We start from the raw sequence: 15263 nt of genomic DNA, 5'->3' as shown, positions 1-15263 counted from the left end.
CCCCCGGATCGTGCTCAGCTTTCGTGGTGGTCGTGGTCGTGGTCGTGATGCCCGTCGTGATGGGCAGGTGCTTGCCGTTGCTGTGCCGGATGCGACTCGGCCGGCCGCGGCTCGGGCATGCGCGGTGGCGGGGAGAACCGGGCCACGCGCTGCTCCTGGCGCGGTTCCGGCATCGGCGCACGCATCGCCTCGCGCTCGGGTGCCGGCGCATGCCAGGCCTGCGCGCGCGGGGCTTCGCCCGGCATCGCCTGGCGCGGCGGCTGCGTGCGTGCCATCTCGCGGGCGAAGCCGGACGGCTGCATGCCGGGGTCGCCGCGCCGCGGCGGTTCGGCGAAGCGCGCTTCCGGCATGCCGCCGCGATTGGCGATGGCCTCGCGCGGCGCCTGGCTGGGCGTCAGCGCCTGCGGCACGGGACGGCCGTGGAACTGCGGGACCGGCATCGCCGGAGTCGCGCGCGGCGTATTCGGCTGGGCCATCGCCACGATGCGTTGCGGGGCCGCGGCATGCTGGACGAAGCCGGGCAGCAGGCGCGGATCGCGTGCGGCCGCCATGGCCGCCGGCGTGCCTGTGGCCGGCAGGCGCTGCACCGGCGGCGGCATCGCCGCGACCGGACGGCCGGCCTGCAGCATCTGGTTGGTGAAGTGCGGCATGGTCTGCGGCATCGCCGGCGGCTGCGCGCGCGCCGGCCCGAACGCCGCTGCCGGGGCGCGCGCCGCCATCGCCGCGGCGGCCATCGCGGCCCCCGGCGCACGCGCGGCAGCGAAGGCCTGCTGCCCGCCCGGACCGCCCATCGGCGCGGCCGGCGGCGGCGCACCGCGGTAGTCGTTGTGCACGTAGCTGCGGTTGTCGTAGTGGTTGTTGATGATGGTGGTGCGCGGCGCGTACACGCTGTTGCGGTAGACCACGTAGTTCGGCGCCGACGGCGGCGCGTTCCAGTTCACTCCCCAGTTGTTCCAGCCCCAGCTGTGCCACGGCGGCGCCGGTTCCAGCCAGCCGAACACGCTGTGGTGGTGGTGTTCGAGCGCGTCGCCGACCAGCACGCCGACGCCGAAGGAGATGATGCCGGCGGTGACCAGGTCGCCGGTGTCGTAGTAGGGGCGCGGCGGGCGATAGCGGTATTCGCGGTAGACGTTGACCGGTGCGCCGTAGACCACGTCGGGGTCGTAACGCGGCACGTAGACCACGTCCGGCTGCGCCGGTTCGATGACGATGGTGCGGGTCGGCGGCGGCACCGCGTCGGCATAGGCCGGGGCCGGCTCCACCACGGTGCGCTGCACCACCTGCACACGCTGCTGCGGGGTGCTGCGCAGGTGGCCCTGCGCCTGCGCGCGCTGGCGCATCACCTGCACCGCGTCCAGCACCTGGTTGGGATCGTGCGCATAGGCGTCGCCGAGCGCGCGGGTCCAGTCGCCGTTGCCGGCCAGCTGGTCGACCACGTCGGGGAAGGCGGTCAGCGCCTTGACGCTAGGGTCCCAGGGTTGCGCCGCGGCCGCCTGCAGGCGGTCGGTGGCCGACAGGGTGCGGTTGTTGCGCAGCCAGTCCTGCGCGGACACCACCTGGTCCGGGTACACCGAGGCGGCCAGGGTCTGCGCCAGCAGCTTGTCCGGGAACAGCGCGATCGGTGCGACCAGTTGATAGAGTTGGTCGGCGGTCGGCGCCACGTAGGGGGCAGGGGCGGGTGCCGCGGCCGGGGTGGGCGCATCGGCCTGGGCCGCGGGGGCGGGCGCGTCCTGTCGCTGGCAGGCGCCCAGCGCCACCACGCTCAGTGCGGTGAACAGGGCCAGCCTGGCCGGGGGCAGGGGACGGAGATCCATGCGACACCTCATCGAGCGGGGCGAAGGTGGCCGCAGCATGCGCCGCCTTGGGTGTCTGCGACCTTTCTGCGCGGCGTGCTCGTGCAGGCCAGCGAGCGCGCGTTCAGCCGGCGTCGGCCGCTGCCATCAGACCGGTGCGGACAGGCGGAACAGCACCAGGCTGAGCGCCAGCGTGGCCATGCCTGCGACCAGGCCGTACACCGTCTCGTGCCCCTGCGCGTAGCGCTTGGCCGCCGGCAGCAGTTCGTCCAGGGCCAGGAACACCATCACCCCGGCGATCAGCCCGAACACCGCGCCGAACACCGCATCGGACAAAAAGCGCGCCAGCGCGACGTAGCCGATCAGCGCACCGATCGGCTCGGCCAGGCCGGACAGCAGGCTGGCGGCGAAGGCATAGGACTTGCGCCCGGTGGCGTAATGCACCGGCACCGCGATGGCGATGCCCTCGGGGATGTTGTGCACGGCGATGGCGAAGGCCAGCGGCATGCCGACCGCCGGGCTCTCCAGCGTCGCGAAGAAAGTGGCCAGACCCTCGGGGAAGTTGTGCGCGGTGATCGCCACCGCGGTGAGCAGGCCGACGCGCTTGACGTAGGCGCGGTTGTCGTCGCGGAACAGCGGATCGCGGCTGTTGAGGCTTTCGTGCGGATTGGGCACCAATCGGTCGATGGCCACGATCAGCACCATGCCGGCCAGGAACGCCAGGGTGGCATAGGCCTGGCCCAGGCGTGGATCGAACGCCTCGCTGAAGGCGGCGATCGACTTGCCGAGGATCTCGGTCAGCGAGACGTACACCATCGCGCCGGCGGAGAACGCCAGGCCGAAGGCGAGCAGGCGCGGATTGGGCCCCTTGCTGAACAACACCAGCACGCTGCCCAGGCCGGTGGCCAGGCCGGCGCCGAGGGTCACGGCGAGCGCGACCAGGACATTGTGCAGTGGGATCTCCAGCATGCGCCGGCGGCTCCGAGGAAGAGGCGTCGATCAAACCCGGCGCAGTGCGGGTGTCGCGTGAAGGCGCGCGATGCGCGCCCGTGGCTCAGCCGGCCTTGTGCGCCTGCGCGTCCAGCGCGAAGCAACGGTCCGGGCGCGGCTGCGGCGGATTGAAGTTGACCGGTACCTGGATGGTCCACGGCACCGCCTTGCCGTTGCGGGTGGCGGGATTGAAGGTCCAGCCGCGCACGGCCTCCTGCGCCGAGGCGTCGAGCTTGGCCTGGCCGCTGCCGGTGACCACGTCCACTTCGGTGGGCTTGCCCTGCACGCCGACCACCACCTTCAGCACCACGGTGCCGCCGATGCCGGCGCAGGCCACGTCGATCGGGTAGTCCGGCGGCGGCGTCTTCACCGCGGCGACCTCGGTCGGCGGCTGCGTCACGGTGTGTTGCTGGGATTGCTGGGATTGGCCGCAGGCGCTGAGCAGCACGGCGCTCAGGCAGGCCAGGGGGAGCAGACGGCGGGCGGCAGCAGTCATGTGGGTCATTCCGGAAGAGCGGAGGCCTTGGCGGCGCAGATGAAGTCGTTCTCGCTGAGACCGCCGACATCGTGGGTGGAATAGCGCACCACCACGCGGTCGTAGTGCACGCCCAGATCGGGGTGGTGGTCCTCGCGGTGCGCGATCCAGGCCAGTGCGTTGACGAAGGCCAGGGTGCGGTAATAGTCGGGGAAGCGGAAGGTGCGGCTGATCGCGTTGCCGTTCTCGACCACTTCCCAGCCGGGCACCTGCGGCAGCAGTTCGGCCAGGCGCGCCTGGGTCAGTCTGTATTCGCTGCCCTTGCAGGGCGAGCAATGGGCCTGGGCGAGCGGGATCAGGTCGTTCATGGAAGGTCTCTGCGGTGGAACGGACAGGGCCGGTCAAGATACCGCCCGCGATGAGCGCAGGGCGTGGAAGGGTCTAGAATACCCGCATGATCCAGATCTCAGACAACGCACAGGCCCATTTCCGCAAGTTGCTCGAACGCGAGGCCGTGCCCGGCATGGGCGTGCGCCTGAGCGCGGTCGATGCCGGCACCCCGCGCGCCGATGCGCGGCTGGAGTTCGCCGAGCCGGCGGACCTGGCCGGCGACGAATGGGCGATCGACTGCGACGGCTTCACCCTGTACGTGGCGGCCGACAGCGTCGGCTGGCTCGACGGCGCCGAAATCGACTACGTCACCCAGGGCACCGGCCAGCAGCTCACCATCAAGGCGCCGAAGATCAAGGGCGAAGCCCCGGGCGAGGCGGCCTCGCTGGTGGAGCGGGTGCGCTGGGTGGTGGAGAACGAGGTCAATCCGCAGCTGGCGCAGCACGGCGGCCGCGTGGCGGTGCAAGAAGTGTCCGCCGACGGCGTGGTGCTGCTGCGCTTCGGCGGCGGCTGCCATGGCTGCGGCATGGCCGACGTGACCTTGAAGCAGGGCATCGAGAAGACGCTGATGGGCCGCGTGCCGGGGGTGACCGCGGTGCGCGACGCCACCGACCACGACAGCGGCAGCGCTCCCTACATCCCGCGCGATTCGGCCGCCTGACGTTCCGCTGCCGGTGACGCGCGCCGCCGACATCCTCGATGTGTTGTTGGCGCGCACGCCGCGCAAGCTGCTGCGCGATCGCCGCACCGGCCTGCCGTATGCATGGGCGCACTGGATCGCGGCGCAGCCTGCGCTGCCGCGTCCGTTCGCGGCCCCCGAGCTGATCGCGGCGATGCCGCCGGCACAGCCGCCGGCGACCCTGCGCCTGCCGGCCCTGCCGCTGTGGCAGGCGTTTCGCCGCCTGTGGTGGCAGCACTGGGATCCGGCGCCGTACGACCAACGCTGGTGGCGGCGCATCGCCGTGCTGCTCAGCCTGCTGCTGCATCTGCTGTTCGCCATCTTCCTGCTGTGGGTGGCGTTCGTGCGCTGGCTGCCGCCACGCGCCGATGCGGATGCCGCCGGACGCGTGCAGGTGGAATTCGTCGGCCGCGGCGCCCCGGCCGAGAGCGGTGGCGGTGCGCCGGCCGAAGCGGCCGCGTCCACGGAGGCGACGTCGCCGACGCCGCCGCGTGCGCAGCGCGCCGTGTCGCGTGCGCGCCCGACGCCGCCGGCCGCTGCAGCGCCCGCGCCTGCGCCTGCACCGGCCGCGGAGCCAGCGCCGGCTCCTCCGGTGCCCGCGCCGACCACGGCCAGTGCGCCACCGCCGCCGCCAGCGGAGCAGCCGCTGCAGGTGACCGAAACGCCGACGCCCACCCGCGACTTCGTACTGCCGCCGCCACCGCGCGTGCGTGTCCCGGTGCCAACACCGCGCGCGGTGGTGCCGCCCGACGTACAGGTGCCTCTGCGCGAGGTCGAAGTGGTCACCGACGTGCCGACCGTGGCGCAACTGCGGCCGCGCGACATCGCGGTGCCGCGCCCAGCCGCGCCGCAGGTGCAGGTGCGCGAACGGGAAGTGCCGGCACCGCTGCCGCAGGTGCAGGTTCCCGCACCACAGCTGCGCACGCCGACGCCCACGCCGGTGTTGCGCAGTGCGGACGTGCCGCAGGTGCGTCAGATCGAAGTGCCGACGCCGAGCACCGCCACCGCGAGCGCACCCACGCCGGCGCCGGCGGCTGCCCCGGCCGCAAGCCCGGACACGACGCCGACGAGCATGCCGACCCCACAGCCGGCACCGGCCGCCGCTGCCGGCGCTGCGGCCAGCGCGGCCGCCAAGCCGACCGCGCCCGCGGCCGGCACCGCGCCGCCCGGCAGCCAGGCCGCGAGCCCGGGCAGCGGTCCGGCGCCGGTCGCACGTGACGGCGGCTGGGCCACGCCGCAGCGCGGCGACGACTGGGGCGCGGCCGCACGCAACCGCCCCGGCGATGCCGGTGCCGGCGCCAGCAAGGGCGGCGGCCTGTTCAATACCGACGGCAGCGTGCGCCTGGCCGATGGCCGCGGCAACGACCAGGCGCCGGCGCGCAGCGCGCCCGGCTCGGAGACCGACACCTGGACGCGCGAGCGCATCGAAAAGGCCGGGGAATGGCTCAAGCGTCCGCCGTACGACTACACGCCGACCTCGTTCGACAAGTACTGGCTGCCGAACGCGACGCTGCTGGAAGAGTGGGTGCGGCGCGGCATCAAGTCGGTGAAGATCCCGATCCCGGGCACCACCAGCAGCATCTCCTGCGTGGTCTCGATCCTGCAGGTGGGCGGCGGCTGCAGCATCACCGACCCCAATCTCAACGAGCAGCCGGCTGGTGCGCGGCCGCCGCCGAACGTGCCATTCAAGCGCGAGCTGCAGGAAGACAACGGCAGTCGCTGAGTGGCGGTGTACCCGCCCGCTCCGAAATGCGGGCGTCGCACATCACCAGCTGCGGCACACGTGGACCGGACGCGGTTTGGTCCGAGTGGGCGGCTTCAGCCTGCACGGCGTTGCCTGCGAGGGCTCATCGCGACTGAAAGGCAGCACCAACAACCCGTGGCGCACGAGGTGCTGTTTCGTAGGAGCGGCTTCAGCCGCGAAGGGCATTACCGGGAACGCCAATCGCGGCTGAAGCCGCTCCTACGTATGTGCCTCACGTCGTTGGATAGGGTCGGAGCGACACCGGATTGCGCACCACGCGAAAGTGGCGGCGAGCTGGTCGCGCGTCGACAGTGGCGCATCCGGAACGCGCGCTGTGCGCGGTCCCCCCCGCCGCTGCTCAGCACAGCGTGGTGCAGGCGACCGCGCGCGTCATGCGGCGTGCGAGGTCCGTCTGCGCGTGGTGCGCTCAATTCACGCCGTGCAAATCGCGCAACTGGCTGCTGCGCGAGCCGAAGTAGGCCGCCAGGTCGGCGATGTCCTGGTCGCTCAGCTGCGCCGCCTGCGGGCTCATCAGCGGATGCGTGCGGGTGCCGCCGCGGTAGGCTTGCAGCGCGTGCGCGAGGTAGTCGCCGTACTGGCCGCCGAGCTTGGGATAGGTCGGGTCGATCGGCGCGTTGCCGTCGGCACCGTGGCAGTCGATGCAGCTCTGCCCGGTGGCCTTGCCCTTGGCGTGAGCGAGCTTGTCGCCGGCCTCGATGCGCCCGCCGGGCAGGCCGGCGGACGAGCCGGAACCGTGCTCGCCGCTGGCGTGGCCGGGGTCGCCGGCGGATTTGCTGGTGGATTCCACCTGCGATTGCGAACAGGCCCCCAGGCACAGGGCGGCAAGCAGGACGAGGGCGGGACGCAAGGCGTGCGCGGCGTTCGGCATGGGAGGCCTACTTGAGGGTGGACAGGAAAGCGGCGATGTCGGCGATCTCCTGGTCGGAGAAGCTTTCCGCCTGGGCCTGCATGGTCGGATGCTTGCGCTTGCCGAGCCGGTATTCGGTCAGCGCCTGGGTCAGGTACTGCGCCGACTGCCCGCCGATCTTGGGGATGCGGTAGCTGGGGTAGGCGTTCTTGTAGCCGGTGACGCCGTGGCAGCCCTGGCAGGTGTAGGTGAGCACCCGGCCGTTGGCCGCGTTGCCCTGAAGGGGCGCGGGTGCCGCGGCTGCGGCGGCGGGAGCGGCGGGCGCCGGCGCGGTCTGCGCCATGGCCGGGGCGGCCCCAACAGAAACGAGTACGGCCAGAGCAAAACAAGCGGCTAGCGGCTGCGTGCGCATGGTTTCGTGGTCCGGAGGACGGATTGGGGTTCCGGCGTGGGGGAACACGGAACGGCCCGAGTATAGCCTCACCTTTCGCGGCTTCGAAACTGGCGGCGGTGGGCGACCCGTGACCTTTGGGGCATTCGGCACGACGTCGATTGGTGATCTACTTATCTACAACACCATTCACGCCATCCACCAAGGACACGACGATGACGCGACCGCTCACGCGCCGCACTGCCACCTACGCTGCCGCGCTGCTGGTCACCACCACGCTGCTGCTGAGCGCCTGCAAGCCGGCCGCGGAGGCCAAGGCCAAGGCCGCCGACAGCGAGAAGGCGCCGGAGGCGGTGCCGGTGGAGGTGGCGGCGGCCAGCCGCCGTGCGGTGGCCGCCAGCTACAGCGGCACCGCGGCGCTGGAGGCGCGCGCCGAATCGCAGGTGGTGGCCAAGACCTCCGGCGTGGCCCTGGCGGTGCTGGCCGAGGAAGGCCAGCAGGTGCGCGCCGGGCAGCCGCTGGTGCGGCTGGACCCCGACCGCGCGCGACTGGCGCTGGCGCAGAGCGAGGCGCAGCTGCGCAAGCTGGAGAACAACTACCGGCGCTCGCAGCAGCTGGTGGGCCAGCAACTGGTCAGCGCCGCCGACGTCGACCAGATCAAGTACGACCTGGCCAACGTGCGCGCACAACACCAGTTGGCGGCGCTGGAACTGTCCTATGCCACGGTGGTGGCGCCGATCTCCGGGGTGATCGCCTCGCGCTCGATCAAGACCGGCAACTTCGTGCAGATCAATACGCCGATCTTCCGCATCGTCGACGATTCGCGGCTGGAAGCCACGCTCAACGTGCCTGAGCGCGAACTGGCCACGCTCAAGACCGGGCAACCGGTGACCCTGCTGGCCGACGCGCTGCCGGGCAAGCAGTTCCGCGGCCGGGTCGACCGCATCGCGCCGGTGGTGGATGCCGGCAGCGGCACCTTCCGCGTGGTCTGCGCCTTCGACGAGGGGGCGGAAGCGCTGCAGCCGGGCATGTTCGGCCGCATCCGCATCGATTACGACCAGCGCGCCGATGCGCTGGTGGTGCCGCGGCTGGCGCTGCTCGACGATGGCGAGCCGGCGGTGTTCCGCGTGGTCGCCGGCAAGGTCGCGCGGGTGCCGGTGACCCTGGGGTATGCCGAAGGGCCGTGGGTGGAGATTCGCCAGGGCCTGCAGGCCGGCGACCAGGTGGTCACCGCCGGCAAGGTCGCGCTGCGCGACGGCAGCCGCGTGCAGGTGATCGCGCCGCAGCGCGAGGTGGCCGAAGCCGCCCCGGCCAGCACCGCCGGAGCGCGCTGATGCACGGCGCCGATTCCGACGCGCACGCACCGCCTGCGCCCGCCACCGCGCACGGCGGCGGCCTGGTCGAATTCGCCACCCGCCGCCGCGTGACCATCGCGATGATCACGCTGACCATGCTGCTGTTCGGTGCGATCGCACTGCACGGGCTCAAGGTCAACCTGCTGCCGGACCTGAGCTATCCGACCCTGACCGTGCGCACCGAGTACGCCGGCGCCGCGCCGTCGGAGATCGAGACGCTGGTGACCGAGCCTGTGGAAGAAGCGGTCGGCGTGGTCAAGAACCTGCGCAAGCTCAAGTCGGTCTCGCGCACCGGGCAGAGCGACGTGGTGCTGGAGTTCGCCTGGGGCACCAACATGGACCAGGCCAGCCTGGAGGTGCGCGACAAGATGGAGGCGCTGTCGCTGCCGCTGGAGGCCAAGGCGCCGGTGCTGCTGCGCTTCAATCCGTCCACCCAACCGATCATGCGCCTGGTGCTGTCGAGCAAGACCGCCGCGCACAGCGACGCCGAGGCGGTGCGCGCGCTGACCCAGTTGCGCCGCTATGCCGACGAAGACCTGAAGAAGAAGCTGGAGCCGGTCGCGGGCGTGGCCGCGGTCAAGGTCGGCGGCGGCCTGGAGGACGAGATCCAGGTGGATATCGACCAGCAGCGGCTGGCGCAGCTCAACATGCCGATCGACACGGTGATCGCGCGGCTCAAGGACGAGAACGTCAATCTCTCCGGCGGGCGCCTGGAGCAGGGCACGCAGCGCTACCTGGTGCGCACCGTCAACCAGTTCGCCGACCTGGACGAGATCCGCAATCTGTTGCTGACCACGCAGGGCGCCGGCGGCAACGCGGCCGACGCGGCCCTGCAGCAGATGTACGCGATCGCCGCCTCCACCGGCTCGGAAGCCGCGATCGCGGCGGCCTCGGCGGCGCAGAGCGCGACGTCCAGCACGACCACCACCGTCGCCGGCGGCATGCCGATCCGGCTCAAGGACGTGGCGCAGGTGCGGCAGGGCTACAAGGAGCGCGAGGCGATCATCCGCCTGGGCGGCAAGGAGGCGGTGGAACTGGCCATCTACAAGGAAGGCGACGCCAACACCGTGGCCACCGCGGCGGCGCTGCGCAAGCGCCTGGAACAACTGCAGGCGCAGATCCCGGCCGATGCCGAGCTGACCACGCTGGAAGACCAGTCGCGCTTCATCGAGCACGCCATCGGCGACGTCAAGAAGGATGCGGTGATCGGCGGCCTGCTGGCGATCCTGATCATCTTCCTGTTCCTGCGCGACGGCTGGAGCACCTTCGTGATCGGCCTGTCGCTGCCGGTGTCGATCGTGACCACGTTCTTCTTCATGGACCGGCTCGGGCTGAGCCTCAACGTGATGTCGCTGGGCGGACTGGCGCTGGCCACCGGCCTGGTGGTGGACGACTCGATCGTGGTGCTGGAAAGCATCGCCAAGGCGCGCGAGCGCGGCCTGAGCGTGCTGGATGCGGCGATCGTCGGTACCCGCGAGGTCGGCATGGCGGTGGTCGCCTCGACCCTGACCACGATCGCGGTGTTCCTGCCGCTGGTGTTCGTGGAGGGCGTGGCCGGGCAGCTGTTCCGCGATCAGGCGCTGACCGTGGCGATCGCCATCGCGATCTCGCTGGTGGTGTCGATGACCCTGATCCCGATGCTCAGTTCGCTGAAGGGCCGTGCGCCGCTGGCGTTCCCGGTGGAACCGCCGCCGCCGCGCTGGCAGCCGCGGCGCGGCTGGCTGAAGCCGCTGGCCTGGAGCCGGCGCGGCGCCGCTGCGGCGGTGCGTGGGGTGTTCTTCGGCGTGGCCTGGTCGGTCGTGCGGCTGTGGCGCGGTGCGGTGGCGGTGGTCGCGCCGGTGATGCGCAAGGCCAGCGACGTGGCGATGGCGCCGTACGCGCTGGCCGAACGCGGCTACCTGCGGCTGCTGCCGGGTGCGCTGGCGCGTCCGGGCTGGGTGCTGGGGCTGGCGGCGCTGGCCTTCGCCGCGACCCTGGCGGTGGCGCCGCTGCTGGGCGCCGACCTGATCCCGCAGTTGGCGCAGGACCGCTTCGAGATGACCGTGAAGCTGCCGGCCGGCACGCCGCTGCGGCAGACCGATGCGCTGGTGCGCGAACTGCAGGAGGTCCACGGCAAGGACGCCGGCGTGCAGGCGCTGTACGGCGTCAGCGGCAGCGGCACCCGGCTCGACGCCAACCCCACCGAGAGCGGCGAGAACATCGGCAAGCTGACCATCGCCATGGCCGGCGGCGGCAGCGCGCAGTTCGAGGCGCAGCAGAGCGAGCGCATGCGCGCGACGATGCGCAACCACCCGGGCGTGCAGGTCGGTTTCAGCCGGCCCGAGCTGTTCAGTTTCTCCACGCCGCTGGAGATCGAACTGCGCGGCCAGGATCTGCAAACCATCCAGCACGCCGGGCAGAAGCTGGCGGCGCTGCTGCGCGGCAACGGCCACTTCGCCGACGTCAAATCCACGGTGGAGGAGGGCTTTCCGGAGATCCAGATCCGCTTCGACCAGGAGCGCGCCGGCGCGCTGGGGCTGACCACGCGGCAGATCGCCGACGTGGTGGTGAAGAAGGTGCGCGGCGACGTCGCCACCCGCTACAGCTTCCGCGACCGCAAGATCGACGTGCTGGTGCGCGCGCAACAGAGCGACCGCGCCAGCGTCGACAGCATCCGCCGGCTGATCGTCAATCCGGGCAGCAGCCGGCCGGTGACGCTGGACGCGGTCGCCGACGTGGTCGCCACCACCGGTCCCAGCGAGATCCACCGCGCCGACCAGATCCGCGTGGCGATCGTCTCGGCCAATCTGCGCGACATCGACCTGGGCACGGCGGTGCGCGAGGTCGGCGAGATGGTGGCGCGCGATCCGCTCGGCGCCGGCGTCGGCATGCACATCGGCGGGCAGGGCGAGGAACTGGCGCAATCGGCGCGCTCGCTGCTGTTCGCGTTCGGCTTGGCGGTGTTCCTGGTGTACCTGGTGATGGCCTCGCAGTTCGAGTCGTTGCTGCACCCGTTCGTCATCCTGTTCACCATCCCGCTGGCGCTGGTCGGCGCGGTGCTGGCGCTGCTGCTGACCGGCAAGCCGGTGTCGGTGGTGGTGTTCATCGGCCTGATCCTGCTGGTGGGCCTGGTGACCAAGAACGCGATCATCCTGATCGACAAGGTCAACCAGTTGCGCGAGGAGGGCGTGGCCAAGCGCGCGGCGCTGATCGAAGGCGCGCGCTCGCGGTTGCGGCCGATCGTGATGACCACGCTGTGCACGCTGTTCGGCTTCCTGCCGCTGGCGATCGCCAGTGGCGAGGGCGCCGAGGTGCGCGCGCCGATGGCGATCACCGTGATCGGCGGGCTGCTGGTGTCCACGCTGCTGACCCTGCTGGTGATCCCGGTGGTCTACGACCGCCTGGACCGTCGCGCCGACGCGTACTACGCCGAGCGCGGGCGGCGCGCGCGGCAACGTGAAAACGGCGAGCAGCGCCTGCAGGACGGCGAGGGCGCACCGGCATGAGCGTCGCCGAGTTCAGCATCCGCCGTCCGGTCACCACCATCATGTGCTTCGTGTCGTTGGTGGTGGTCGGGCTGATCGCCGCCTTCCGCCTGCCGCTGGAGGCCTTGCCGGACATCTCCGCGCCGTTCCTGTTCGTGCAGTTGCCGTACACCGGCTCGACCCCGGACGAGGTCGAGCGCAACCTGGTGCGGCCGACCGAGGAAGCGCTGGCGACGATGACCGGGATCAAGCGCATGCGCTCGACCGCCACCGCCGACGGCGCCAACATCTTCATCGAGTTCTCCGACTGGGACCGCGACATCGCCATCGCCGCCTCCGACGCGCGCGAGCGCATCGATGCGATCCGTGCCGACCTGCCGACCGACCTGCGGCGCTACAACGTGTTCAAGTGGTCCAGCAGCGACCAGCCGGTGCTGAAGGTGCGCCTGGCCGGTGCGGCCGACCTGACCGGCGCGTACGACATGCTCGACCGCGAGTTCAAGCGCCGCCTGGAACGCATTCCCGGGGTGGCCAAGGTGTCGGTGTCCGGGGCGCCGCCGAACGAGGTCGAGATCGCCATCGCCCCGGACCGGCTCAGCGCGCACAACCTCAGCCTCAACCAGCTCAGCGAGCGCCTGGGCAAGCTCAACTTCTCGCTGTCGGCCGGGCAGATCGACGACAACGGCCAGCGCCTGCGTGTGCAGCCGGTCGGCGAACTGCGCGACCTGCAGGAACTGCGCGACCTGGGCATCGACGCCAAGGGCCTGCGCCTGGGCGACATCGCCGAGGTGCGGCTGAAGCCGACCCGGATGAGCTACGGCCGTCGCCTGGACGGGCGCCCGGCAGTGGGCCTGGACGTGTTCAAGGAGCGCAGCGCCAATCTGGTCGAGGTCTCGCGCGCGGTGCTGGCCGAGGTCGAGCAGATCCGCAAGCAGCCGGCGCTGAGCGACGTGCAGATCAAGGTCATCGACAACCAGGGCAAGGCGGTGACCTCGTCGCTGGCGGAACTGGCCGAAGCCGGCGCGGTCGGCCTGCTGCTGTCGGTGACGGTGCTGTTCTTCTTCCTGCGGCATTGGCCGTCGACGCTGATGGTGACCCTGGCGATCCCGATCTGTTTCGCCATCACCCTGGGCTTCATGTACTTCGCCGGCGTCACCCTCAACATCCTGACCATGATGGGCCTGCTGCTGGCGGTGGGCATGCTGGTGGACAACGCGGTGGTGGTGGTGGAGAGCATCTACCAGGAGCGCGAGCGCATGCCGGACCAGCCGCAGCGCGCTTCCATCCTCGGCACCCGCAATGTCGCCATCGCGCTGTCGGCCGGCACCCTGTGCCACTGCATCGTGTTCCTGCCGAACCTGTTCGGCGAGACCAACAACATCAGCATCTTCATGTCGCAGATCGCCATCACCATCTCGGTGTCGCTGCTGGCGTCGTGGCTGGTGGCGGTGAGTCTGATCCCGATGCTGTCGGCGCGCATGCGCACCCCGGCGCTGGTGCATTCCCCGCACGGGCTGATCCCGCGCCTGCAGCGCCGCTACGCGCGGGTGCTGGCCTGGTCGCTGGCGCACCGTGGCTGGAGCGTGTGCGCGATCGTGCTGATCAGCGCGCTGAGCGTGATCCCGATGCTGCAGACCAAGAAGGACATGTTCGGCGGCGACGGCGGCGAGCAGGTCTTCATCGGCTACCAGTGGAAGGGCGCCTACACACGCGAGCAGATGGCCGAGGAAGTGACCCGGCTGGAACGCTTCATCGACGCGCGCCGCGCGCAATACCACGTGACCCAGGTGTATTCCTGGTTCAGCGAGGAGGAGGGCAGCAGCACCACGCTCACCGTCGATCTGAAGCAGGTCCGCGACCTGCCCGCGCTGATGGAACGTATCCGCAAGGAACTGCCGCGCTCGGCGCGGGTGGATTTCCACGTCGGCAACAGCAACGGCGGCGATGGCGGCAACGGCGGCGGGCAGACCGTGCAGGTGCAGTTGGTCGGCGATTCCACCGAGGCGCTGCGCGCGCTCGCCGACGACGTGGTGCCGGTGCTGGCGCGGCGCAAGGAGCTGCGCGACGTGCGCGTGGACAGCGGCGATCGCAGCGCCGAACTGGCGGTGCGGGTGGACCGCGAGCGCGCCGCCGCGTTCGGCTTCAGCGCCGAGCAGGTCGCCAGCTTCGTCGGCCTGGCGCTGCGCGGCGCGTCGCTGCGCGAGTTCCGCCATGGCGACAACGAGGTGCCGGTGTGGGTGCGCTTCGCCGGCGCCGAGCAGACCTCGCCGGAAGACCTGGACAGCTTCAACGTGCGCACCCAGGACGGGCGCAGCGTGCCGCTGCTGAGCCTGGTCGAAACGCAGCCGCGCGCGGCCGCGACCCAGATCGCCCGCACCAACCGGCAGACCACGCTGACCATCACCGCCAACCTCGGCGCCAAGGTCACCGCGCCGGAAGCCAAGCAGGCGATCGAGGACACCCTCAACGCAGTCAGCTTCCCGGTCGGCTACCGCTACAGTTTCGACGGCGCCGACGGCCAGGACGACGACCAGGCCAGCAAGCAGATGCTGTTCAACCTGCTGATCGCGCTGGTGATGATCTACGTGGTCATGGCCGCGATGTTCGAATCGCTGCTGTTCCCGGTGGCGATCATGAGCGGTGTGCTGTTCTCGGTGTTCGGCGTGTTCTGGCTGTTCTGGATCACCGGCACCAGCTTCGGGATCATGGCCTTCATCGGCATCCTGGTGCTGATGGGCGTGGTGGTGAACAACGGCATCGTGATGATCGAGCACATCAACAATCTGCGCCGGCGCGGGCTGGGCCGCACCGAGGCGCTGATCGAAGGCTCGCGCGAGCGCCTGCGGCCGATCATGATGACCATGGGCACGGCGATCCTGGCGATGGTGCCGATCTCGCTGACCACCACGCAGATGTTCGGCGACGGCCCGGCCTATTACCCGATGGCGCGCGCCATCGCCGGCGGCCTTGCGTTCTCGACCGTGGTCAGCCTGCTGTTCCTGCCGACCATCTACGCGATCCTGGACGATCTGAGTAACGGCGTGGCGGGCTTGGTGCGGCGTGCGCGTGGTATCGCCGCACCGCAAGCCGCATGAGCTTTTCGTAGGAGCGGCT

11 protein-coding genes are annotated in these 15263 nt (G+C 70.9%); 5 read left to right on the top strand and 6 right to left on the bottom strand.

The annotated features are described in order from the left end of the window. Window positions 1-14 precede the first annotated feature (14 nt). From PIQ37_RS00400 to PIQ37_RS00385, 4 genes are all read right to left on the bottom strand, one after another. Window positions 15-1814: a DUF3300 domain-containing protein gene (locus tag PIQ37_RS00400; RefSeq protein ID WP_342071935.1), complete on the bottom strand. Its 1800-nt coding sequence runs from the start codon at window positions 1812-1814 to the stop codon at window positions 15-17. A gap of 126 nt (window positions 1815-1940) precedes the next feature. Further along, window positions 1941-2762 carry a zinc transporter ZupT gene (gene zupT, locus PIQ37_RS00395; protein ID WP_267111892.1) on the bottom strand — a complete coding sequence of 274 codons (822 nt, stop codon included), beginning with the start codon at window positions 2760-2762 and terminating at the stop codon, window positions 1941-1943. 85 nt (window positions 2763-2847) lie between these two features. Beyond that, window positions 2848-3279 (bottom strand): energy transducer TonB, encoded by a 432-nt coding sequence (locus PIQ37_RS00390; protein WP_152239108.1) that lies wholly within the window; start codon window positions 3277-3279, stop codon window positions 2848-2850. Between the two features lie 5 nt (window positions 3280-3284). Further along, window positions 3285-3626 carry a 4a-hydroxytetrahydrobiopterin dehydratase gene (locus tag PIQ37_RS00385; protein WP_017910810.1) on the bottom strand — a complete coding sequence of 114 codons (342 nt, stop codon included), beginning with the start codon at window positions 3624-3626 and terminating at the stop codon, window positions 3285-3287. Window positions 3627-3712: 86 nt separating this feature from the next. Here PIQ37_RS00385 and PIQ37_RS00380 point away from each other — a divergent pair, with 86 nt between their 5' ends. After that, window positions 3713-4309 carry an NfuA family Fe-S biogenesis protein gene (locus tag PIQ37_RS00380; protein WP_017915596.1) on the top strand — a complete coding sequence of 199 codons (597 nt, stop codon included), beginning with the start codon at window positions 3713-3715 and terminating at the stop codon, window positions 4307-4309. Between the two features lie 13 nt (window positions 4310-4322). Next, a complete protein-coding gene (locus tag PIQ37_RS00375) occupies window positions 4323-6050 on the top strand; it encodes a transmembrane repetitive protein (RefSeq protein WP_342071934.1) in 1728 nt (575 codons plus the stop codon). 448 nt (window positions 6051-6498) lie between these two features. On the opposite strand, the gene PIQ37_RS00370 is transcribed toward PIQ37_RS00375, so the two are convergent. Next, window positions 6499-6960: a c-type cytochrome gene (locus PIQ37_RS00370; protein WP_019800789.1), complete on the bottom strand. Its 462-nt coding sequence runs from the start codon at window positions 6958-6960 to the stop codon at window positions 6499-6501. A 7-nt stretch (window positions 6961-6967) separates the two neighbouring features. Beyond that, a complete protein-coding gene (locus PIQ37_RS00365; protein WP_342071933.1) occupies window positions 6968-7351 on the bottom strand; it encodes a c-type cytochrome in 384 nt (127 codons plus the stop codon). A gap of 194 nt (window positions 7352-7545) precedes the next feature. Here PIQ37_RS00365 and PIQ37_RS00360 point away from each other — a divergent pair, with 194 nt between their 5' ends. From PIQ37_RS00360 to PIQ37_RS00350, 3 genes are read left to right on the top strand one after another with little or no spacing between them, the layout of a single operon-like run. Then, a complete protein-coding gene (locus PIQ37_RS00360) occupies window positions 7546-8664 on the top strand; it encodes an efflux RND transporter periplasmic adaptor subunit (protein ID WP_342071932.1) in 1119 nt (372 codons plus the stop codon). Then, on the top strand, window positions 8664-12170 hold the full coding sequence (locus PIQ37_RS00355) for an efflux RND transporter permease subunit (RefSeq protein WP_342071931.1): 3507 nt from the start codon (window positions 8664-8666) through the stop codon (window positions 12168-12170). The genes PIQ37_RS00360 and PIQ37_RS00355 overlap by 1 nt, the downstream gene beginning before the upstream one ends. After that, window positions 12167-15244, top strand: coding sequence for an efflux RND transporter permease subunit (locus tag PIQ37_RS00350; RefSeq protein WP_342071930.1), 3078 nt, complete (start codon window positions 12167-12169; stop codon window positions 15242-15244). The genes PIQ37_RS00355 and PIQ37_RS00350 overlap by 4 nt, the downstream gene beginning before the upstream one ends. Window positions 15245-15263: the final 19 nt, after the last annotated feature.

Source organism: Xanthomonas protegens, assembly GCF_038442435.1.
GTDB lineage: Bacteria > Pseudomonadota > Gammaproteobacteria > Xanthomonadales > Xanthomonadaceae > Xanthomonas_A > Xanthomonas_A sontii.
Note: the sequence above shows the minus strand (reverse complement) of the source record. Positions and strands in the feature narration are given on the sequence as shown.

Coding starts and splice junctions, on each gene's coding strand:
- PIQ37_RS00400 (WP_342071935.1), bottom strand. CDS start 1,814: ATGGATCTCCGTCCCCTGCCCCCGGCCAGGCTGGCCCTGTTCACCGCA.
- zupT (WP_267111892.1), bottom strand. CDS start 2,762: ATGCTGGAGATCCCACTGCACAATGTCCTGGTCGCGCTCGCCGTGACC.
- PIQ37_RS00390 (WP_152239108.1), bottom strand. CDS start 3,279: ATGACTGCTGCCGCCCGCCGTCTGCTCCCCCTGGCCTGCCTGAGCGCC.
- PIQ37_RS00385 (WP_017910810.1), bottom strand. CDS start 3,626: ATGAACGACCTGATCCCGCTCGCCCAGGCCCATTGCTCGCCCTGCAAG.
- PIQ37_RS00380 (WP_017915596.1), top strand. CDS start 3,713: ATGATCCAGATCTCAGACAACGCACAGGCCCATTTCCGCAAGTTGCTC.
- PIQ37_RS00370 (WP_019800789.1), bottom strand. CDS start 6,960: ATGCCGAACGCCGCGCACGCCTTGCGTCCCGCCCTCGTCCTGCTTGCC.
- PIQ37_RS00365 (WP_342071933.1), bottom strand. CDS start 7,351: ATGCGCACGCAGCCGCTAGCCGCTTGTTTTGCTCTGGCCGTACTCGTT.
- PIQ37_RS00360 (WP_342071932.1), top strand. CDS start 7,546: ATGACGCGACCGCTCACGCGCCGCACTGCCACCTACGCTGCCGCGCTG.
- PIQ37_RS00355 (WP_342071931.1), top strand. CDS start 8,664: ATGCACGGCGCCGATTCCGACGCGCACGCACCGCCTGCGCCCGCCACC.
- PIQ37_RS00350 (WP_342071930.1), top strand. CDS start 12,167: ATGAGCGTCGCCGAGTTCAGCATCCGCCGTCCGGTCACCACCATCATG.